Here is a 21672-nt window from a genome sequence, read left to right as displayed (position 1 = left end):
GTGCCGACGCTGCGATCACTGCGATCGCTGACGCTCACCTTTCTTGCCGCGTTTTTCGTCGCGGTGTCGCTGACAGGCATCGCCACCTATAGCGCGATCCACCGTTCGATCGCCGAACTGGTCGACAAGCGTATCGCCGGGCTGAGCGAAGACGTGTTGAGCGAATCGCAGCCGGGCGACGCCCCCGCGATCCTCGCGCATCTCGCCGCCCTGTCGCGCGATCGCGACACCGCCGATGTCGGCTTCGCGCTCACCGATCGGCAAGGACGGTGGCTCGGCGGCAATCTGCGGCTCACCCGGCCCTTACCGCAGGGCTATTCCTCGCTTACCCCGGACGATCGCATCGCCGGCCTGACGGCGGGACGCGCGCTGGTGCGCGACGCTGGCGGCGGCCTTTCCCTGACAACGATCGCCGAAACCGAGCCGATCGACAAGGAAGGCACCGCGCGCAACCGGCTCTATCTGTTCGGGTTCGGCTCGATCGTCGCGATCGTGGTGGCCGGCGCGATCCTGTTCGTCGCGCTCGTCAGCCGGCGCATCGGCGAAGTGCAGGAAACCGCGCGCGCGATCATCGATGGCGACATGCAGCGCCGTCTGCCGGTGGATCCCGCCGGGGGGGCCTTCGCGGAACAGGCCGCGACCTTCAACCGCATGCTCGATCGCATCGCCGGCTTGATGGTGGAGATCAGCAACGTCAGCAACGACATCGCGCATGACATGCGCACGCCGCTCGCGCGGCTGCGGAGCCGGCTCGCGCTGATCGCGCAACGACCGGAGGCGCAGGGGCTGAGCGACGAGATCGCCGAGACGATCGCACAATGCGACGCGCTGCTGGCGATGTTCGCGGCGGCATTGCGCATCGCGGAGGTGGAGGGCGGCGACCGTCGCGCCGGCTTCGCGATGCTCGATCTGGGGCAATTGCTGGCCGAGTTCGGCGAGATGATGGCGCCAGTCGCCGCCGAAAGCGGGCATGAACTGATCGTCGGCCGCTGCGACATGGTGCGGATCGAGGGCGACCGACAATTGCTGAGCCAGGCGCTGATCAACCTTGTCGAAAATGCCCTGCGCCATACGCCGACGGGATCGTCGATCACGCTGTCGCTGACCGCGCGAAGCACCGCCGCCGAACTGTCGGTGCGCGATAACGGGCCAGGCATCCCCCCGGCCGACCGCGAGCGCGCATTGCGCCGCTTCGGCCGGCTGGAGCCCAGTCGCAATCGCGCCGGCCACGGCCTCGGGCTCCCGCTGGCGGACGCCGTGGCGCGACTGCATCGCGGGGCGCTGACGCTGGACGATGCCAGGCCGGGGCTGATCGTGACGATGCGGTTGCCACTCGCCCGCGCATAAAAATGGGGCGGAAGGCCAATCGCCTCCCGCCCCATTTTCTGACCGTGAAAGCCGGATCAGAAGTTAATCGCACCCTCTACGCCGAAGGTGCGCGGCGGATTGAAGTTCGCGTAATAGCCCAGCGTCTTCGCGTTCTCGTTGCTGACGCGATACATATGCTGTTCGTTGAGCAGATTGCGGCTCCACACCGAAACGGTCAGCTTCTGGCCGTTGCCCGACAGCGGAATGTCGGCAAGCGCGATGCGGCCGTTCACGACGAAGCTCGAGTCAGTCTTCAGGTTCTGGTCCTGGAAGCTGTACTGAGCGTCGGCGTAATTGGCGTCGAGGTGGAAGCGAAGCTGGCTCTCGTTACCGACCGGGATCGAATAATCGATGTAGCCCGACGCGGCGTTTGGCGGCGTATAGACCGTGAACACCTTCGTGATCACGCCGAAGGTCGCGCCGGGAAGCGGGTTCGGCGTCGCCGGCACATGGGTGTAGGTATAAGCGTAGGAGGCGCCGAGCGTCAGGTTGTCGACCGGCTTCACCGTCAGATCGGCCTCGATACCGCGAATGCGCGAGATGCCCGGCGCATTGGCCGTGTTCTGCGTATGCAGGTTGAAGGTCGGGTTCGGCGTGGTCGTGCCCGGCAGATACTGATTGGGATCGACATAGTCGAAATCGATCTGCGTGCCCGAGCGATCCATCATATAACCGGCGAGGTTCAGACGGACGCGATTGTCGAGCATGTCCATCTTGGCGCCGATCTCATACGCCTTGACCGTTTCCGGGCCGAACGCCTGGAAGTCGTTCGAGCGGCCGTTCGCGCCGCCGGCACGATAACCGGTCGAATATTTGGCGTAGAGATTGACGCCCTGCGCCGCGTCGAACGCCAGCGTGATCATCGGATCGAACCGATCCTTCTTGTAGTGCAGCTGCCAGTTCGTCGCCACGTTCGACACGAGGTAGAGCGTGCCGTCGCGCTTGTCGTGCGTGAAGCGGCCACCGGCCGTCAGGTGCAGCGCGGGCGCCCAATCCGGCGTATAGGTGAACTGGCCGAATGCGGCATAGCTGCGCGCGCGGGCGAAACTGCCGCGTTGCAGGAAGCGCGAATTATAGTCCCAGCCCTGATTGCCCGAGGTGATCGGGCCGAACACCTGCGACGGCAGGATGGTGTAGGCGGTGCCGTCCGCATTCCACTGGTTCGACGTCGGCGTGGCGGCGGATTCGCGCGCCTGTTCGTAGAAATAGTAGAGACCGGCGACGTAATCGAGCTGCGGGATGCTGCCCACCGCCTGCAATTCCTGGCTGAACTGGCTCTGATAGAGATCCGACAGCGAGTAGCGGCTGAACTTTCCGTTGGGCGAGAAGGCCACGCGCTCCGGGCCGCCCGAATTGTCGAACTGGTTGGTCGCGACCTTGCGCCACGCGGTGATCGAGCGCAGCTCCAGCCCTGGCGAGACATGGTATTTCAGGTTGACCCCGACACCCTGCGTCCGATCGACCGACCATTGCTGCGGCACGCCGACATCGGCGATTTCCTGCCGCTCGGTATGCACGCCGACCAGCTTGGGCAGCGGATTGATGCACGGCGCGGACGGGCAGGTCAGCGTGCCATTGGCGAGCGTGGCGACGGTGTAGCCGAGCGGGTTGTAGTTCACCAACTGGCTGAAGAACGGCGTGTTCTTGTCGGTCGCCTTGTCGAAGGTGAAATCGGCGGTGAAATCGGCGGTAGGCTTCCAGCGCGCCGAAATACGGCCGCCGACGCGGTCATAAGCGTTCCAGCCGAGCTGCCCGGCGAGCCGGTTCTTGGTTGTGGCGTCCTGCCGCTGAAGAACCCCATCGACCTTGATCGAGATGTTGTTCCATTCGGGGAGGTCGATATGCGCCTCACCGGTATAAGCGCCATAATTGCCCACGCCCGCGCTCACGCGGCCGCCAAACTCACCCGACGGGCCCTTGGTGACGATGCTGACCGCGCCGCCTTCGGTGTTACGGCCGAACAGCGTGCCCTGCGGGCCCTTGAGCACCTCAATCCGCGCGACATCGAACAGCGCGGCGTTGAGGCCCTGCGAGCGGCCGAGATAGACGCCGTCGATATAGACGCCGACGCCGGGCTCACGTGCGGTCTGGTTCTGGTCGAACGGCACGATGCCGCGAATGCCGACGGTGAGCGCGGACTGGCGCGCCTCGAACGTCGCCACGCGGAGCGACGGGATACCGCCGTCGGCGAAATCGAGCATGCTCTGAATGTGGCGATCCTTGATCACCGTGGGATCGACGACGGCCATCGCGATCGGGGTCTTCTGCAGGCTCGTCTCGCGCTTGGTGGCGGTCACGATCACGTCCTGCAGGCCATTTTGCGACGAAGCAGCCGGATCGACGGGCGCCTCGGCGGCAGCGTCGGCAGCGGCGGTCGGCGCGGCATGGGCTACTGCCGGCAGCGCGAACAGCGCCGCACCAGCGAGGAGACGCAAACGCGCCCGCGAAAGAATCGTCATGTGTTGTATCCCCAAACACGGGCTGCTTCGGCCCGCCGGTGGCCGCCCTATGTCGGCAGCGCGGCAGTGCGGTGACACTTCGATGACGGCGACTGACCGATTGAGTTCATTTTCACTTCACGTTCGTCGTATCGACCATGCCGGACCGTTACGCCGACAGGGCACGCGGCGACCAAAAATCCACCAATGGCAGAGAGATGACCCGCGCGCAGCACAGTCACCGGCAGGCGGACCACGCATCCCGCAGGGCGGCGATCACGCGTTAATTTTGATTATCTAAAAATAAACCGGCCGCGAAAAACGGTGCTCAGCGGCACCCGGCACGAATCATCGCGCTATAGAAAGGCGGTGCGCCATCGCGCCAGCGTCAGCCGAGCAGGGCGAAAGCGGCGCCGAAGATCGCCAACGCAATGCCGCTGGCACAGGCCAACAGGCCTATCTGGCATTGGCAGATCCCGGAATTGATCCGTTCCATCATCCATCTCCTGTCTGTCGCGACGCTCTGGCGGCATCTTGCAACAGGAATGATGGAGCTTATCACGTACGTGCGCGGACGCAAGCGCATGGTGAGGGGCGATTATGTTTCCTTCAGCGACTCGACCAACTTGCCCAGCAAAGCCGCCAGAAGCACATGTTCGTCATCGCTGAGCGCGGTGAGTTGCTCCGCGAGCAGTCGCTGGCGCAACGGTTCGCTGGCGGCGAGCGCGCGCGCGCCCGCCGCCGTGATCGCGACTCGCTTCACCCGGCGATCATCAGGATCCGCCGAGCGCTCGATCAACTGATCGCGCTCCATCCCGTCGAGCGCCTCCGTCACGGTGCGCGGCGCGAGATCGAACAACTCGGCGATATCCGCCGCGCGCGCCGCGCCCTCCTGCGCCTGGACGAACATCAGCATCTTGGTCCGCGCGAGCGACGTGCCTTCGCGCGCAAGCTCACGATTCAGGCGGCGATGGATCTGCAGATAGACGGCCGCGAGGTTCTTGATGAGTTGATCGTCGCATTTCATGAGGAACCTCAATACATGGTATTGCATTATGCTGCAACTGCGAGCATTTGAGCGCCCGACAACCGAATTCAGGAACCACCATGGTCGACCAGACGCCTGACAATAACGCGACGCAGCCGGCCGAGGAACGCTCCTCCCCGCTGAAGAACCCGCGCGTCCGCCTGATCCTCTTCATCGCCCTGGTGGTGGTGGTGGCTGGCGGAATCGCCTGGTTCGTCCGGTACGAAAGCTTCGGCAAGTTCCAGCAATCGACCAACGACGCTTATGTGCAGGCCGATGCCGTGACGGTATCGCCCAAGGTTTCCGGCTATGTCGACAAGGTGTTCGTCGCGGACAATCAGGCGGTGAAGGCCGGCGAGCCGCTGCTCCAGATCGACTCGCGCGACTATAATGCGCAGGCCGCGCAGAGCCAGGCGCAGATCGACGTGGCAAAGGCCAATGCCGCCGGGGTGCAGGCGCAGATCAGCGAGCAGCAGGCCGCGATCACCCGCTCCCGCGCCGATCTGGCGGCGGCGCGGACCGCCGCGGCTTTCGCGCACGCCGAGGTGACCCGTTATCAGCCGCTCGCCGCATCCGGCGCCGAAACCCGCGAGCGCCTGTCACAGCTCCGCAACGATGCGACGCAGGCCGATGCCAAGGTCGCGGCGGCGCAGGCGGCGCTGGTGAGCGCCGAACGCCGCATCGGCACGCTTCAGGCGCAGGTGAAGCAGGCACTCGCGCAGGGCGAGGGCGCGCGGGCGCAGCTCGCCGCCGCCAACACCAATGTCGGCGCGACGCTGATCCGTGCCGCGATCGATGGGCGCATCGGCAACAAGACCGTGCGACAGGGCCAGTTCGTGCAGGCCGCGACACGGCTGATGACGCTCGTGCCGGTCACCGATCTCTATATCAATGCGAACTTCAAGGAGACGCAGCTCGGGCTGATGCGCGTCGGCCAGCCGGTCTCTGTGCGTGTCGATGCGCTCCCCGGCGTGGAGATTCCGGGCCGGGTCGCCAGCGTTTCGCCGGGCACGGGCGCGCAATTCTCCGTGCTGCCGCCGCAGAACGCGACGGGCAATTTCACCAAGATCGTCCAGCGCGTGCCGGTGCGGATCGCGATCAGCCCGGGGCCTGAGACACGCGCGCTGCTCGTTCCGGGCCTGTCGGTAGACGTCAGCGTCGACACGCGCTCGGCGAAGGGCGCGGCGAGCCGCATCAAGCACGAGCAGGAACAGCATAACGAGCGGATCGGGCAATGAGCGCCACCACCGCCGAGGCGCCACACGGCGCTGCGGCAGCGCCCGGCCTGGCCGCGCCGGAACGCGCCGACGCCGCCGCCTGGCTGGCGGTAGGCGCGGGCAGCCTTGGCGCGATGATGGCGACGCTCGACATTTCGATCGTCAACTCGTCGCTCCCCACGATTCAGGGCGAGATCGGCGCGAGCGCGACCGAGGGAACCTGGATCGCCACCGCCTATCTGGTGGCGGAAATCGTCATCATCCCGCTTTCGGCATGGCTGGAGCGGATGCTTGGCCTGCGCACTTTCCTGCTGATCGCGACCGTGCTGTTCACGGGTTTCTCGATGCTGTGCGGCATCTCGACCAACCTGACGATAATGATCATCGGCCGGGTCGGTCAGGGTTTCACCGGCGGCGCACTGATCCCCACTGCGATGACGATCATCGCCACGCGATTGCCCCGATCACAACAACCGATCGGCAACGCGCTGTTCGGCGTCACCGCGATTCTCGGGCCGGTGCTAGGGCCGCTGGTCGGCGGCTGGCTGACCGAGAATGTCAGCTGGCATTATGCGTTCTTCATCAACCTGCCGATCGGCATCATGCTCGTCACGCTGCTGCTGGTCGCGATGCCGCATCGCAAGCCGCATCTCGGCGAACTGCTCAACGCGGACTGGATGGGCATCGCCGGCCTCGCGCTCGGCCTCGGTGGGCTGACCGTGGTGCTGGAGGAAGGCCAGCGCGAACAATGGTTCCAGAGCAGCGAGATCGTCACGCTGTCGCTGGTTTCGGCGTTCGGCTTCATCCTGCTGTTCGCCGGCCAGATTTTCGCGCGGCGGCCGGTGATCAAGCTCAGCCTGCTGCTCGATCGGCAGTTCGGTTCGGTGGCGATGATGGGCATCGTCGTCGGCATGGTACTGTACGGCACCTCTTACGTGATCCCGCAGTTCCTTGCCGCGATCGCCGATTATGATGCGCTTCAGGCGGGCAAGGTCGTGCTGCTGTCGGGCATCCCCAGCCTGATGCTGATGCCGTTCACGCCGCTGATGATCCGGCATATCGACATCCGCTTCGCGGTGGCGGCGGGGCTGTTGATCATGGCCGCGAGCTGCTGGCTCGACACCACGCTCACCGCGCAATCGACCGGCAGCGCCTTCGTCGAATCGCAGCTGCTACGTGGCGTCGGCACGATCCTGTGCTTCCTGTTCCTCAATCAGGCGGCGATCGCTTCGGTTTCGGCCGAGGATGCCGGCGACGCGGCGGGGTTGTTCAACGCGGTGCGTAATCTCGGCGGCTCGTTCGCGCTCGCCGGGATCGCGACGATCCAGGATCAGCGGATGTGGCTGCACAGCCGGCGGATGGAGGAATCGCTCGATGCCAATTCCGGCATGGTGCAGGATTATCTCAACGGCCTCGGCCAGATGCTCGGCAATGCGGACGCCGCGTTGCGCACCATGGCCGGCTCAATCCAGCGCGATGCACTGGTGATGACCTTCAACGATATCTTCTGGCTGCTCGCGGTCGGCATAGCGATCGTGGTTCCCCTCGTCCTCTTCCTGCGACCGCTGCCCCAGGGGCAGGCGATCGCGATGCACTGAGGTTTCCGGCAATGCGTATCCCCCTCACCCTCCTGCCGCTCGTCGCGCTTGCCGCGTGCACGGTCGGCCCCAATTATGCCGGCCCGACTTCGGCCGGCGCGACCAAGCCCCCGGCCGGGTTCGTCCGCGCCGCCGATGGCACGATCAACGCCGCCCCGAGCGTCGCGCAATGGTGGACGACGCTGGGCGACGCGACGCTCGACGAGCTGGAGCGCCGCGCGCTCGCCGCCAACCCCAATATTCAGGTCGCCGAGGCGCGGCTGAAGCAGGCTCGCGCCGGGCTGCGGCTGGAGCGCGCCAACAGCCTGCCGAGCGGCAATGCGCAGGCGACGTTCGTCCACGCCGAGCTTCCGGGGATCAACTTCGGCGGATCGAGCGGCGGCGGATCGACCGCGCTTAACCTCTATAACGTCGGCTTCGACGCGAGCTGGGAGATCGATCTGTTCGGTGGCCAGCGCCGCAAGGTGGAGGCGGCACACGCCTCGATCGGTGCGGCCGAGGCCAATCTCGCCGATGCGCAGGTTAGCCTGACGGCCGATATCGCACAGGCCTATATCAACCTGCGCGATCGCCAGCAGCGCATCGTGCTGGCGCGGCAGGCAGCCGAGCGCCAGCGTGCGATGCTGAAGCTCACCGAACAGCGCGAGGCAGCGGGCACCGCATCGGCGCTCGATGTCGAGCGGCTACGCACCCTTGCCGAACAGAGCGACGCCGCGATCCTGCCGCTCACCGCCGAGCGCGATGCCTATCTCAACGCGCTCGCCACGCTGATCGGTGAAGCGCCGGGCGCGCTGGATACGACGCTGGGCGATATGCGCGCCGTCCCGCTGCCCCCGGCGGAGGTCGCGATCGGCGATCCCGCAGCGCTGCTCCAGCGCCGCCCGGACGTGCGCGCCGCCGAGCGTCAGCTTGCCGGGGCGACCGCGAAGATCGGCGTGGCGGAAGCCGCGAAATTTCCACGGCTCAGCTTCATGGGGCTGATCGGCATCGGCGGCAGCAAACCCGGCGATATCTTCGATCTCGGCAATCTCTCCGCGATCGCCGCACCACAGCTTTCGTGGAACTTCCTCGATTTCGGGCGCAATGCCGCGCGGGTCGGACAAGCCGAAGGCGCGCGCGACGAAGCGGCGGCGCAATATCGCGGCGCCGTGCTCAACGCACTGCGCGACGCGGAGGATTCGCTCTCGCGCTACGCCGCGCGGCGACAGACCGTGGGCAGCGCCGCGCGCAGCCTCGCCTCGGCAAACCGCTCGGCGAAGCTGATGCGCCAGCGCTTCGATGCCGGCACCGCGACGATGATCGACGTGCTCGACGCCGAGCGCCAGCGCGCTTCCGCCGAACAATCGCTCAGTCAGGCGACCGCCGCGATGACCGGCGATTATGTCGCGATCCAAAAGGCGCTTGGGCTCGGCTGGCAGGAGGCCAAGCCCTAGGGCGGATCGCCGCTGAGTTCTGGCGGGCTGCAAATGGCGGCTTTCCGCGCTTCCCGTGCTCGCGGACGTGTTGTCCGCTGCGCTCGGGGTCACGGAAAGCCGCCATTTTGCTCCACCATCTTCTGAACGGCGATCCGCCCTAATCCTCCGCGAAGCTGAGCGCGGAAAGCCCGCGCTCGCGATCGTTGACCAGCAGCGCACGGCCATCGGGAGCGGCGGAGCGTTGCGGACACGCCGCGCGCAGACACGCGCGACAGCCGAGCCCGATCGGGGTCGCCGCGCCGCTAAGATCGAGCCCGCGCGCGGCGGCCAGCCCGGCCGCGTGATCCGCCGCGACCCCCAGCCCGATCGCGAATTCCGCCACCACCTCATGCGGCGCGGCATCGGCCCGGCCACCCGGCGCACCGACAGCGCGCGCCTGCGTGAACCAGCGTGCGCCGTCCTCCAGCTCCACCAATTGCACCGCGAGCGCGCCCTGCCGATCGAAGGCGCGATGCAGCCGCCACAATGGGCAGCGCGCGTTCGCCTCCACCAGCGCCGCGCCGCTCGCCCCAGCGTAACGCTTCGACGCCTGCCCCGCGCGGTCGATACGGATCATGAAGAAGGCCAGCCCGCGCGCGCCGACGCGCTGCAGCGTCGTCAGCCGGTGCGCGACCTGTTCGAAGCTCGCGCCGAAGCGGCGTTCGAGCACGCTCACGTCATAGCCGGTCGCCTCGCACGCGCGCAGGAAACGGGCATAGGGCATCATCACGGCGGCGGCGAAATAGCTGGCGAGATGGCGGCGGAACAGCCGCTCGGCATTGCGATCGGCGAGCGCGGCGCCACGTGCCAGCGCATCGATCTCCACCCGCGCCTCAAGCTGCGCGAGTTGCGCCGCCAGCGCGAAGGTCCGCGCGGGCGGATCGAGCATCTCATTGAGCTGCAGCTGCCGCGCGTGGAGATCGAGCCGGCGCAGAAGATCAGGCATCACGTCCGCCGGCAGGATGCGGATCGACAGGCCGTGCTTGACGCGCAACCGCTCGACCAGCCCGGCGTACAGATCCGCACCGACCAGCCGCAGCTCGTCGGCGAGCGCTTCGGCCGCCGCGTCGAGATCAGGAAAATGATTGCGCCAGCGTTCGATCTCGCGGCGCACCGCGGTCATGGCGTCATCACGCGCCTCCCCCGCCGGCGCGGCCCCGCCGCCGGCACGATCGAAGGCGCGCGCGAATGCCTCCGCGCCGCCGGGAGCCGCGGCGAGCCATTCTTCCACCTCGTGCCGGTCGATCTCCAGATCCACGAACAACGGGTCCGCCAGTCGCCGTCGGATCGCCGCCGCCCCTCCGCCCGGCTCGCCCGCCGCCAGCGCACGTGGATCGAAATCGAACTGCTCCGCCATCCGCACCAGCAAGGCCGCGGGCAGAGCGCGTTGATTGCGCTCGATCAGGTTCAGATAACTCGGCGAGATCGCGAGCATCTCGGCCATCGCCGCCTGGGTCAGCCCGGTACGCCGCCGCAGCCGTCGCACCGCATGGCCCGCCAGCAGCTTATCCCGCGCCATTACCCCGCCTTTCTGTAAAATATTTTACAATAACACTCATATTAACGCGTTTATCGTCACCGTGCGACACGATTCCGATGCGATCCGGGCTCTTACAGTGCGTTTTCGTGGATTATCACACTTCCATCCGGCGGCCACGCCGAACGAAGCAGGAGCCACGACATGACCAAGGAGCCACAGCGCGCCCGCGCCGTGTTTTCGACCGAAGACTTCGATCTGATGAAGGAAGCGGTCGCCAGCTACGTGAAACAGATCGCTGACGATCCCCGCTCGGCCAAATTCTCGAACCTTTATCACCGCCTCGGCCGCCTCGGCTGACGTCCAGTTCCTGGGGAGGAAAGGTGTCCGCCGGCGCGCGTCGTCGGCGGACATTTCCATCGCCCGGCCAGAATAATCGAAGGAGCAATATCCGTGACCTATCAGGACAAGATCGCCGGCGCCGACACGCTGATCCGCAGCTTCAACGGAAGCTGGGACGGGATCGACGCGGAGGCGGTCGCGCGGATGCAGTTGCAGAACCGCTTCCGCACCGGGCTGGATATCGCACGCTATACCGCCGCGATCATGCGCCGCGACATGGCGGCTTATGATGCCGATCCGGCCGCCTACACCCAGTCGCTGGGCTGCTGGCACGGGTTCATCGGGCAGCAGAAGCTCATCTCGATCAAGAAGCATTTCGGGACGACCAAGGGGAAATACCTCTATCTATCCGGCTGGATGATCGCGGCGCTGCGTAGCGATTTCGGCCCGCTGCCCGATCAGTCGATGCACGAAAAGACCAGCGTTCCCGCGCTGATCGAGGAACTCTACACCTTCCTGAAGCAGGCTGATGCGCGCGAACTGGGCATGATGTTCCGCGATCTCGATTCCGCACGCGAAACCGGCAATGAGGTGGAGACGCAGCGGCTGGTCAACGCGATCGACAATTACGAAACGCATGTCGTGCCGATCATCGCCGACATCGACGCGGGCTTCGGCAATGCCGAGGCGACCTATCTGCTCGCCCGCAAGATGATCGAGGCCGGGGCTTGCGCGCTCCAGATCGAGAATCAGGTGTCCGACGAAAAGCAGTGCGGCCATCAGGACGGCAAGGTCACCGTGCCGCACGAGGATTTCCTCCAGAAGGTCCGCGCCTGCCGATATGCCTTCCTCGAACTCGGCGTTGAGGATGGGATCATCGTCACGCGCACCGATTCGCTCGGCGCGGGGCTGACCAAGCAGATCGCATACAGCACGGCGAAGGGCGATCTGGGCGATCAGTATAACGCCTTCCTCGATTGCGAGGAGGTGACCGACCTCTCCACCTTGCGCGGCGATGTGGTGATCGAGCGTGACGGCAAGCTGATGCGCCCGAAGCGCCTGCCGTCGAACCTCTATCAGTTCCGCGAAGGCACCGGCGCGGATCGCTGCGTGCTCGACTGCATCACCTCATTGCAGAACGGCGCGGACCTGCTGTGGATCGAGACGGAGAAGCCGCATATCGAACAGATCGCCAGCATGGTCGATCGCATCCGCAAGGTCGTGCCCAGTGCGAAGCTGGTCTATAACAATTCACCGAGCTTCAACTGGACGCTCAATTTCCGCCAGCAGGTCTATGATCGCTGGGCATCGGAAGCGAAGGACGTGTCAGCCTATGACCGCGCGCGCCTGATGAGCGTCGATTACGACGATACCGATCTGGCGCGCGAGGCGGACGAAAAGATCCGCACCTTCCAGAAGGACGCGGCGGCGCGGGCTGGCATCTTCCACCACCTCATCACGCTGCCGACCTATCACACGGCCGCGCTCAGCACCGACAATCTGGCCAGGGAGTATTTCGGCGACGCGGGGATGCTGGGCTACGTCAAGGGCGTGCAGCGGCAGGAAATCCGCCAGGGCATCGCCTGCGTGAAGCACCAGAACATGTCCGGCAGCGACATCGGTGACGATCACAAGGAATATTTCGCCGGGGAAGCCGCGCTGAAGGCCGGCGGCAAGCACAATACGATGAACCAGTTCGCGGCCTGACCCGCACGCGGGTAGCCAAGGCTACCTGCGAGACGGGACAGGCCCGGCCGGCGGCGGGTGCCCTGTCACCCGCCGACCGACGGCGCGGCTTTGCCGCGACGCCCCTCCTCGCCGCCTCCCCCCAGGGCCACTGCCGGGGAGGCGGCACCTATCTCAACATTCCACGACGTTCACCGCCAGCCCGCCAAGGCTCGTCTCCTTATATTTCGACCGCATGTCCTCGCCGGTCTGGCGCATCGTTTCGATCACCTGATCGAGGCTGACGATATGCCGCCCGTCGCCATGCAGCGCGAGATAGGCCGCGTTGATCGCCTTGATCGCGCCCATCGTATTGCGCTCGATGCACGGGATTTGCACCAGCCCGCCGATCGGATCGCAGGTGAGACCGAGATTGTGCTCCATGCCGATCTCGGCGGCATTCTCGATCTGCGCATTGCTGCCGCCCAGCGCCGCGACCAGACCGCCCGCCGCCATCGAGCAGGCGACGCCGACCTCGCCCTGACACCCCATCTCCGCCGCCGAGATCGAGGCGCGCTTCTTGTAGAGCATCCCGATCGCCGCCGCCGTGAGCAGCAAGGTGCGCACGCCTTCGCGCGTCGCGCCGTGGACGAACGTCTCGTAATAGCGCAGCACCGCCGGGATCACTCCCGCCGCGCCATTGGTGGGCGCTGTGACCACGCGGCCGCCGGCGGCATTCTCCTCGTTCACCGCCAGCGCCCACAGGCTGACCCATTCGAACACGACGCTGGGATCGCTACGGGGCCCGCGTTCAAGCAGTTTCTCGCGGATTGCGCGCGCGCGGCGCTGCACTTTAAGGCCGCCGGGCAGCTCGCCGGTCGCCGCGCAACCGCGCTCGATCGAGCTGGTCATCGCATCGCGCACGCGATCGAGGAATGCGTCGGTATCCGCGTTTTCGCGCCACGCGCGTTCGTTGGCGCGGACGATATCGGCGATCGCCAACCCTTCGGTCGAACCGATCGCGAGCAATTCCACCGCCGATCCGAACGGATGGCGCGGCTGGCGGTTGGCGCGTTCCGGCTCCGCCCCTTCCTGCCGGATCACGCCGCCGCCGATCGAATAATAACGCCGCACGACTTCGCTGCCGTCATCGAGCGACGCGGTGAAGACCATCGCATTGGGATGCGCGGGCAGGAAGCCGGGACGGAACAGCAGATCGCCCGCAATGTCGAACGCGATGGCCTCGCGCCCGTCGAGCGCCAATCGCCCCTCCGCGCCGATCGCCGCGATCAGCCCGTCGATCGCCGCCGGATCGACCCTCTCCGGCGTCTCGCCCGACAGGCCGAGCAGCACCGCGCGATCGCTATGGTGCCCGCGCCCGGTGAGCGAGAGCGATCCGAACAATTCGCACTGCACCCGCACCGGAATCAGCCCCGCGTCGACGATCTCCTGCGCGAAGGCCTTGGCGGCGCGCATCGGGCCAACGGTGTGCGAACTCGACGGGCCGATCCCGATCGTGAACAATTCGGTGACGCTGACCGCAGACGGCTGGTCGGAAGGCATGAAACGCTTTCTTTGGGAACAAAGACGCGTCTTAGGGCCAGAGCCGGGCCGGTGGAAGGGCGCGCCCTACGGCAGCGGCGTCGCATCCAGCCGCAGCCGGAGCAATGCTCCGCCGGCCGCGCTGCTGCCAGTTTCGAGGCGCCCGCCGCACACGCCGAGGATGCGCTCGACAATCGACAGACCCAACCCCGCGCTGTCGCTGCGCGCGGTATCCCCCCGGCGGAAACGGCGTGCGGCCATGTCGCGCGCGTCCACCGCTAGGCCGGGGCCATCATCCTCCACCGTCAGGCAACCGTCCGTCGCCGCCGATACGACGATCGCCGAGCCGGGCGGGGTATGGCGCACCGCATTGTCGATCAGATTGGTGACCGCGATCTGCAACAACTCCGCGACGCCGCGCACGCGATGCGTCGGCTCGTCGGGCTCCTCGAAAGCGATACTGTGGCCGGAGCGATAGACGATCGGCACCATCGCCTCCACCGCATCGCGCGCCACCGACACCGAATCGACCATGCCAAGCTGGGGATGTAGCCGATCGATCGCGGCAAGATCGATCAGCTGGCGGATGACATGATTGGCCTGATCGACCGCGCGCCCGATCTGATCGCGCTCCGGCGAGACTGGCAGTTGCTCCAGCCTGAGCGAGATCAGCGCGAGCGGGGTGCGCAGCTCATGCGCGACATTGCCGATGAAATCGCCCTGCGCGCGATAACCCGCCTCCAGCCGGCCGAGCGCGCGATTGGTGGCATGAACCAGCGGCATCGCCTCGCTTGGCATCCGCGCTTCCTCGATCCGCGCATCGAGGCGGGGGAGGCCGATCGCATCGGCATCGGTCGCCGCGTCGCGGAACATTCCGGTCACATGGCGCAGCACGATGAACGACAGCAGCAACGAACCGAACAATGCCGCGCCGATCACCCAGGCGAAGCGCCGCAAGAAGGAACGCACGACATCGTCGACGATCTCTTCCGGATGGGTACGATCCTGCGCCACCACCACCCAGCCGGATCTGCCGCCGGACAAATTAACCGGGCGGGTCAGCACGTCATAACGCCCCCAGGTGCCGAACGCCCGCGCCGCGCCGTGCGGCAGATCGGAGAGGTCGAACGGCAGCACCTCCGGCCGCGCCACCAGCGCATTACCCTGCGCATCGAATAACGCGAAGAATCGGTTGCCGCGTTCACGCGCAAATTGGCCGCCACCCACCGCGCTGCCATGGGCAAAGGCGGTGGCCTCGCGCTCCAGCCGGGCGGAGACGAACGCATCGGCGGTGTCGTTCAACATGCGCGACAACAACAGCGGCAGCGCGATCGCCACGATCAGGACGATCGCGATCTGCCCGAGGAGCAATTTGCCAAAGAGGGAGCGGGGAAAGCGCAGCATCAGGCGGTGGATAGCATGTAACCTATACCGCGCACCGTCTGCACCTTCACCGCCGCGCAGTCTTCGAGCTTGCGGCGGACGCGGTGGACATAAACGTCGACCGCGTTCGAGCCGAGCGCGTCGCCCGCGCCGAACAATTGATCCGCCAGCACCCGCTTGGGCACGACATGCCCGGTGCGGCGCATCAACAGTTCGAGCAGTTCGATCTCACGCACCGAAAGCGGCACCGGCGCGTCGCCGGCCCGCACCTCGCGGCTGCGCGTATCGAGCGTCAGATCGGCGGTGCGCAGCACATCCTCGACATACCCCCCCTGCCGCCGCAGCACCGCCGCGAGCCGCGCGTGCAGCTCGACGAACAGGAACGGCTTGACCAGATAGTCGTCCGCGCCGCTTTCCAGACCGAGCACGCGCATCTCGCCCGCGCCGCGCGCGCTGAGAACGATAACCGGTATGTTGCGACGCTGCGCGCGCAGCCGGCGGAGCAGCACCAGCCCGTCCTCGTCCGGCAGGCCGAGATCGAGCACCATGGCGGCATAATCGGTGGTGGTGACAAGCTGTTCGGCATCCCGCGCGGTGGTGGCGATGTCGCAGCGGATATCTCGGCGGAGAAACGCCGCCGCCAGCGCCTCGGCCAGCTCGGCATTGTCGTCGACGATCAACAGGCGCACCTGATCACCTCCTGGATCGAAGCTCGATCCACTTTTGCGCGGCTAAATCCACAACAGCGACACCGCGCCCAGCAGCAGCAATTGCGCCGCAAGGAACAGCCGATCGGCAATCTGCTCCCACCAATCCGGGCCGCCGCGGATCGACTGGTAGGAGAAGAAGCAGCTCGCGGTGAGCAATATCGCCGCACCCAGGGCCACCTCGTCGGCGAAAGATCGGTCCCCATAAGCGGTGAGCTTCAGGCCGGTAATGATGACGAACGTCACCCCCAGAAGATTGGAGGCACCGTTCAGAATATGATGACTCTTGGCCATCGGCGGCGGGACGGCGGCGGACGAAGCCGCCGGCCGTTGTGCGTCGTCGGGTCGCATCGATCTGGCTGTACTCACGCATCAAAGGGCGCCAGGCCCCGCTCATCGCGGCGCAAAGGTCGCGTTCAGCGTGCCGCCGCCGGGAAGCTGGCACTGGCCTTCGCCGCCGCCACCCATCCCGTATGACGGGCGGATCAGCGTGAAGCGGCAGCGCATCCTGCCGTCCGGGCCGACGAGATTGGCCAGCACCTTACCCGAATAGTGCGTCAGGAAATCCTGTGACGGGCCCCAATAGCCCCAGCCACCCCAGCCACCGCCCCAGCCGCCGCGCCGGAAACCGCGACCGCCGTAAAAGCCGCCCCTCGGGCCCCAGCCATCCCAGAGCGGACCGAGATCGTCGACGCGGGTCTCGCTGGTGATCTGGAAGAAGGTGCCGGAATAATTCTGACCGCTGCTGAGCTGTGCCATCATCTCGCCGGTGCGGGCGCCCTGCGCCTTCCAGCTGAACGTCGCGGTCAGGCCCGATGCATTTGAATCGCCCACCCCGGTGCCGGTGGTGGTGCATCCGGCGAGCGCCCCGGCGGCGATCAGCGCCACCAGGGGGAGGGCCGACATTCTCGAAACCGTGGTCATGGCAATCACTCCTGCAACCCCGGTGACGCACATACCGCGCGTCAGTAGCCACATTCTTCCAGACGATGCTGACAGGCGCCTTACGCGCTACGGGTTTTCGCACAGGGCCAGCCATTGCCACCGCCCGGCGCACCTCGTAGGGCCGCTCGCCGGAACTACAGGAGACTAAGGGATGCGTCCCAGCGGCCGCGCGGCAGATCAGATGCGCGCAATCACCATCGAACCCCGCTTCACCCGCCATGCGGAAGGATCGGTGCTGATCGGCTTCGGCGACACGAAAGTGATCGTCACCGCGAGCATCGAGGAGCGCGTGCCCCCGTTCCTGCGCGGCAAGGGCCAGGGCTGGGTCACAGCCGAATATGGCATGTTGCCCCGCGCCACCCACACGCGCGGCAGCCGCGAAGCGGCGAAGGGCAAGCAATCCGGCCGCACGCAGGAAATCCAGCGGCTGATCGGCCGCAGCTTGCGCGCCGTGACCGATATGGCCGCGCTCGGCGAGCGCCAGATCACGCTCGATTGCGATGTGATCCAGGCGGATGGCGGCACCCGCACCGCCGCCATTTCCGGCGCGTGGGTCGCGCTGCGGCTGGCGGTCAACGGGCTGTTGCGCGACGGCAAGCTGACCAGCGATCCGATCACCCAGAAGGTCGCGGCGGTCAGCTGCGGGATCTTCCAGGGCAATCCGGTGCTCGATCTCGATTACGACGAGGATTCGAACGCCGATGCCGACGGCAATTTCGTGCTGCTCGAAAACGGCCATATCGCCGAGGCGCAGGCCACCGCAGAACACGCCACTTATGATGAGGAATCGCTGCTGCGCCTGCTGCGCCTCGCTCGCATCGGCTGCACCGAAATCTTCGCGGCGCAAGCGAAGGCCGTCGCGTGAGCGGCGAGGGCCGGGAGCCGCAGGCGATCCGCAAACTCGCCGCCGGTAAGCTGGTGATCGCCAGCCATAATCCGGGCAAGGTGCGCGAGATCGCCGAGCTGCTCGCCGGCCACGGGCTGGAGGTCGTTTCCGCCGGCTCGCTCGATCTGCCCGAGCCGGAGGAGACCGGCACCACCTTCGTGGCGAATGCGGAGCTGAAGGCGCGCGCGGCGGCGGACCTTTCGGGCCTGCCCGCGCTGGCCGACGATTCCGGGCTGTGCGTCACCGCGCTCGGCGGCGATCCCGGCATCTTCTCCGCGCGCTGGGCCGGCGAGACGAAGGATTTCGGCGAAGCGATGCGCCGGATCGAGGACAATCTCGCGCGGATCGACGATGCGCCGCGCGACGCGCATTTCGTCTGCGCGCTGGCGCTGGCGTGGCCGGACGGCCATGTGGAATGGTTCGAAGGGCGCGTCGATGGCACGCTCGTCTGGCCGCCACGCGGGACCGCCGGGTTCGGCTATGACCCGATGTTCCTGCCCGACGGCGGGCGCGAGACGTTCGGCGAGATGGATCAGACGCGCAAGCACGCCATCAGCCATCGCGCGGATGCGTTCCGCCAACTCGTCGCGGCGGTATTCTGACTTTTTGAGGCTAGAGCGGTTCCGGCCCGCTCCCCCGCCCCGCGTCCCATTCACAATATTGTCGTGGGAGGCAAAGCGAGGGAGCGGGCTGGAACCGCTTCACCCAGGTTCAGCGCGTCGGAACCGGCGCGGCGCCCGAATAATCGTAGAAGCCGCGCCCGGTCTTGCGACCGTACCAGCCCGCCTCGACATATTTCACGAGCAGCGGCGCCGGGCGGAACTTGGGATCGCCGGTGCCCTCGAACAGCACGCGGGTGATCTCAAGGCACGTATCGAGCCCGATGAAATCGGCCAGCGTCAGCGGCCCCATCGGATGATTCAACCCAAGCTGGCAGGCGAGATCGATGTCGCGGATCGTCGCGACGCCCTCGCCGAGCGCAAAACACGCCTCGTTGAGCATCGGCATCAGAATGCGATTGACGATGAAGCCCGGCGCATCATTGGCGTGGACGACCTGCTTGCCCAGCGCCTGCGCGAACTCCTCGACCCGCTTCACCGTCGCGTCGGTGGTGGCGAGCCCGCGAATCACCTCGATCAGGCCCATGACGGGAACGGGGTTGAAGAAATGCACGCCGATGAAGCGCGCCGCATCGGGCGATGCCTGCGCAAGCCGCGTGATCGGGATCGACGAGGTGTTCGACGCCAGCACCGCATCCTTGCCCAGCACCTTGCCGACTTCCGCGAAGATCGCGCGCTTGATCTCTTCGCGCTCGGTCGCCGCTTCGATCACCAACGCGCAGGGGGCCATCGCCGCCACGCCGTCGACCGGCTCGATCCGCTCCAGCACGCGATCGCGCGTCTCGGCGTCGATCTTCTCTTTTTCCACATCGCGCGCGAGCCGCTTGGCGATACCCGCCTTGCCTGCCTCGGCACGCGCCTTGTCGACATCGGCGAGCAGGACGCGATAGCCCGCCTGTGCGGCAACCTGCGCGATCCCCGCACCCATCTGCCCCGCACCGATCACGCCAACTGACTGCATTACCGCCTCCATGAATTTCGCCCGGTCGAATAGCGGGTTTCACGCCCGGCGCCAGCCGGCTAGAAGCGAAACGTGATGCGCCGATCGTCGATCCTGCTGCTGCTCGTGCTCGCCGGTTGCTCGACCGAGCCCGCAAACGTCACCTCGCGTACCGGCACTGCGGAGGTACGCTCCCGCGCCGGCGCCATCCCCGATAATGCGGCAATGGAGAACAGCCCCGCGCCCGCGCGCTGATCGCGGGCTGCCTCAGCGCCCGAACACACCCGCGCGATAAAGCAGGGTGATCGCCACACGACGGTTGCGCGGATCACTGGGATTATCGGTGATGATCGGTTCGCGATCGGCGACGCCCTCGATCCGATTGAAGCGCGCTTCCGGAATCCCCGCGAGCGCAAGCCGGCGGCGGGTCGCCTCGGCGCGGCCCGTGGCGAGCGTCCAGTTGTTCATCGCGCGCGGATCGCCATAGGGCACCGAATCGGTGTGGCCCCGGATCATGACCGGATTGCTTGTCTTGTCGATGCTATCCCCAACCATCCCGATCAAATCCGACGCCGCCGGCTCCAGCACCGTAGTGCCGAGCCCGAACATCGAATAATTGGCATCGTCGATCAGATCGATGCGCATCCCGTCCTGCGTCATCACGAAACGGATGTGGCGGGCGAGCTTGGCGAGATCCTTGCGCGCGGCAATCTGCTCCAGCACCTTGCGACGCAGATCGGCAAAGTTGCGCCGGTCCTCCGCCGCGACGGATTCGGGGCTGCGCAGCGAGCCCTTCTTGCCCGTACCCATCTCCTGTCCGCCCGACTTGTCGTCGATCCGCGCGACCAGTGTGGGGAGACGCGAATTGCCATCTTCCGGCCCGGTCTTGTCCTTGCTGTTGATCGACTTGCCGCCGAACAGGCCAGCGCCGCCGATTCCCAAGGATTTGGTGTTGAGGATGGTCGGGGCGAAATAGTCCGCAATGCCCTTGCGCTGCTTCTCGGTCGTCGCGCCGAGCAGCCACAATAGCAGGAAGAACGCCATCATCGCGGTCACGAAATCGGCATAAGCGACCTTCCACGCGCCGCCGTGATGGCCGCCGTGACCTTCGATATAGATCTTCTTGTAGATGATCTTGGGCGGCTGATTCGTGCCGTGCGGCGCGCGCGCGGCCATCGTTACCTACCCCTGAGCCCGTCGAACACCTCGGCGAAGCCGGGCTGGTTCTTGTGCGCGATGCCGGAGCGCGCAGCCTCGATCACCAGCGGCTGCGGGTGGCCGTGGAGCGACGCGATAATGATCTGCTTCACCACATTATAGATCGCGGCATCCGCCTCGATCACCTGTTTCAGCCGGTTGGCGAGCGGATTGACGATGCCATAAGCGAGCAACACGCCCATGAAGGTGCCGACCAGCGCCGAGCCGATCATCGCACCGAGGATCGACGGCGGCTTGTCGATCGACCCCATCGTCTTCACGATGCCGAGCACCGCCGCGACGATGCCGAGCGCGGGAAGCGCGTCGGCCAGGCTGCTGAGCGTGTGTTGCGGCCCTTCAACCTCATGATGGTGGGTCTTGATGCTGTTATCCATCACCTCCTCCACCGCGTGCACGTCGAGCGTGCCGGAGGAGACGACGACAAGCCGCAGCGTGTCCGCAATCAGATTGACGAGCGTATGATCGGCGAGAAGGCGCGGATATTCGGCAAAAACTGCCGAAGATTTCGGATCCTCGACATGCGGCTCCAGCGCGATCGGGCCTTCCATCCGCAGCATCTTCATCAGCTTCGACACGAGGAAGATCGTATCGAGATAATCCTGCTTCTTATATTTAGGGCCCTTGAAAACCTTGCCCAGGCCCCCGCCCATCGCCTTCAGTTCCTTGCCCGAATTGCCGATGATCAGCGCGCCGGCTGCGGCGCCGCCGATGATCAGCATCTCGTGCGGAATAGCTTCGAAGACCGGCCCCAGCGCGCCGCCCGTGATGGCGAAACCACCGAAAACCATGCCGAGGAGAACAACAAGGCCAATGGCCGGAAACATCGAAAAACCCCCCGGGCAAAC

The 21672-nt window shown here is 66.2% G+C and carries 20 protein-coding genes; 9 read left to right on the top strand and 11 right to left on the bottom strand.

Annotated features, from left to right (window positions below; genetic code table 11):
- Positions 1-1347 carry an ATP-binding protein gene (locus P0Y64_07940; protein ID WEK44705.1) on the top strand — a complete coding sequence of 449 codons (1347 nt, stop codon included), beginning with the start codon at positions 1-3 and terminating at the stop codon, positions 1345-1347.
- 56 nt (positions 1348-1403) lie between these two features.
- Here P0Y64_07940 and P0Y64_07935 read toward each other — a convergent pair whose 3' ends face one another.
- The gene (locus tag P0Y64_07935) at positions 1404-3827 is read right to left on the bottom strand and encodes a TonB-dependent receptor (protein WEK44704.1); all 2424 of its coding nucleotides are present in this window, start codon (positions 3825-3827) and stop codon (positions 1404-1406) included.
- Between the two features lie 577 nt (positions 3828-4404).
- A complete protein-coding gene (locus P0Y64_07930) occupies positions 4405-4833 on the bottom strand; it encodes a MarR family transcriptional regulator (protein ID WEK44703.1) in 429 nt (142 codons plus the stop codon).
- Between the two features lie 80 nt (positions 4834-4913).
- On the opposite strand from P0Y64_07930, the gene P0Y64_07925 reads away from it, so the two are divergent.
- Genes P0Y64_07925 through P0Y64_07915 form a run of 3 tightly spaced genes read left to right on the top strand, consistent with a single transcriptional unit; the run spans position 4914 to position 9081 of the window.
- Positions 4914-6071 (top strand): HlyD family secretion protein, encoded by a 1158-nt coding sequence (locus tag P0Y64_07925; GenBank protein ID WEK44702.1) that lies wholly within the window; start codon positions 4914-4916, stop codon positions 6069-6071.
- The gene (locus tag P0Y64_07920) at positions 6068-7648 is read left to right on the top strand and encodes a DHA2 family efflux MFS transporter permease subunit (GenBank protein WEK44701.1); all 1581 of its coding nucleotides are present in this window, start codon (positions 6068-6070) and stop codon (positions 7646-7648) included. Before P0Y64_07925 ends, P0Y64_07920 begins: the two co-directional genes overlap by 4 nt.
- Before the next feature lie 11 nt (positions 7649-7659).
- Complete coding sequence (locus P0Y64_07915) at positions 7660-9081, top strand: efflux transporter outer membrane subunit (GenBank protein ID WEK44700.1); 1422 nt, start codon at positions 7660-7662, stop codon at positions 9079-9081.
- 139 nt (positions 9082-9220) lie between these two features.
- Here P0Y64_07915 and P0Y64_07910 read toward each other — a convergent pair whose 3' ends face one another.
- Positions 9221-10621: a short-chain fatty acyl-CoA regulator family protein gene (locus tag P0Y64_07910; protein ID WEK44699.1), complete on the bottom strand. Its 1401-nt coding sequence runs from the start codon at positions 10619-10621 to the stop codon at positions 9221-9223.
- 162 nt (positions 10622-10783) lie between these two features.
- On the opposite strand from P0Y64_07910, the gene P0Y64_07905 reads away from it, so the two are divergent.
- A complete protein-coding gene (locus P0Y64_07905) occupies positions 10784-10939 on the top strand; it encodes a hypothetical protein (GenBank protein ID WEK44698.1) in 156 nt (51 codons plus the stop codon).
- A 93-nt stretch (positions 10940-11032) separates the two neighbouring features.
- Entirely contained in the window at positions 11033-12628 is a 1596-nt protein-coding gene (locus P0Y64_07900; protein WEK44697.1) for an isocitrate lyase, read from the top strand.
- Positions 12629-12781: 153 nt separating this feature from the next.
- Here P0Y64_07900 and P0Y64_07895 read toward each other — a convergent pair whose 3' ends face one another.
- The 5 genes from P0Y64_07895 to P0Y64_07875 all read right to left on the bottom strand — a co-directional run bounded on the left by P0Y64_07895 (position 12782) and on the right by P0Y64_07875 (position 17124).
- The gene (locus P0Y64_07895; GenBank protein ID WEK44696.1) at positions 12782-14149 is read right to left on the bottom strand and encodes an L-serine ammonia-lyase; all 1368 of its coding nucleotides are present in this window, start codon (positions 14147-14149) and stop codon (positions 12782-12784) included.
- A 66-nt stretch (positions 14150-14215) separates the two neighbouring features.
- Complete coding sequence (locus P0Y64_07890; protein ID WEK44695.1) at positions 14216-15532, bottom strand: HAMP domain-containing sensor histidine kinase; 1317 nt, start codon at positions 15530-15532, stop codon at positions 14216-14218.
- Positions 15532-16200, bottom strand: a complete 669-nt coding sequence (locus tag P0Y64_07885) for a response regulator transcription factor (protein ID WEK44694.1) — start codon at positions 16198-16200, stop codon at positions 15532-15534. The genes P0Y64_07890 and P0Y64_07885 overlap by 1 nt, the downstream gene beginning before the upstream one ends.
- 42 nt (positions 16201-16242) lie before the next feature.
- On the bottom strand, positions 16243-16512 hold the full coding sequence (locus P0Y64_07880; protein ID WEK44693.1) for a hypothetical protein: 270 nt from the start codon (positions 16510-16512) through the stop codon (positions 16243-16245).
- A 99-nt stretch (positions 16513-16611) separates the two neighbouring features.
- Entirely contained in the window at positions 16612-17124 is a 513-nt protein-coding gene (locus P0Y64_07875; protein ID WEK44692.1) for a hypothetical protein, read from the bottom strand.
- A gap of 190 nt (positions 17125-17314) precedes the next feature.
- Between P0Y64_07875 and rph the strand changes: the two genes are divergently transcribed.
- Both rph and rdgB read left to right on the top strand, forming a co-directional pair.
- Entirely contained in the window at positions 17315-18028 is a 714-nt protein-coding gene (gene rph / locus P0Y64_07870; protein WEK44691.1) for a ribonuclease PH, read from the top strand.
- Positions 18025-18651 carry an RdgB/HAM1 family non-canonical purine NTP pyrophosphatase gene (rdgB, locus tag P0Y64_07865; GenBank protein WEK44690.1) on the top strand — a complete coding sequence of 209 codons (627 nt, stop codon included), beginning with the start codon at positions 18025-18027 and terminating at the stop codon, positions 18649-18651. The genes rph and rdgB overlap by 4 nt, the downstream gene beginning before the upstream one ends.
- Before the next feature lie 109 nt (positions 18652-18760).
- Here rdgB and P0Y64_07860 read toward each other — a convergent pair whose 3' ends face one another.
- A complete protein-coding gene (locus tag P0Y64_07860; GenBank protein WEK44689.1) occupies positions 18761-19630 on the bottom strand; it encodes a 3-hydroxybutyryl-CoA dehydrogenase in 870 nt (289 codons plus the stop codon).
- Between the two features lie 75 nt (positions 19631-19705).
- Between P0Y64_07860 and P0Y64_07855 the strand changes: the two genes are divergently transcribed.
- A complete protein-coding gene (locus P0Y64_07855; protein ID WEK44688.1) occupies positions 19706-19864 on the top strand; it encodes a hypothetical protein in 159 nt (52 codons plus the stop codon).
- A gap of 12 nt (positions 19865-19876) precedes the next feature.
- On the opposite strand, the gene P0Y64_07850 is transcribed toward P0Y64_07855, so the two are convergent.
- Positions 19877-20785 (bottom strand): flagellar motor protein MotB, encoded by a 909-nt coding sequence (locus tag P0Y64_07850; GenBank protein ID WEK44687.1) that lies wholly within the window; start codon positions 20783-20785, stop codon positions 19877-19879.
- Positions 20786-20787: 2 nt separating this feature from the next.
- A complete protein-coding gene (gene motA / locus P0Y64_07845) occupies positions 20788-21651 on the bottom strand; it encodes a flagellar motor stator protein MotA (GenBank protein ID WEK44686.1) in 864 nt (287 codons plus the stop codon).
- Positions 21652-21672: the final 21 nt, after the last annotated feature.

The sequence above is a fragment of the Candidatus Sphingomonas colombiensis genome (assembly GCA_029202845.1).
GTDB lineage: Bacteria > Pseudomonadota > Alphaproteobacteria > Sphingomonadales > Sphingomonadaceae > Sphingomonas > Sphingomonas colombiensis.
Note: the sequence above shows the minus strand (reverse complement) of the source record. Positions and strands in the feature narration are given on the sequence as shown.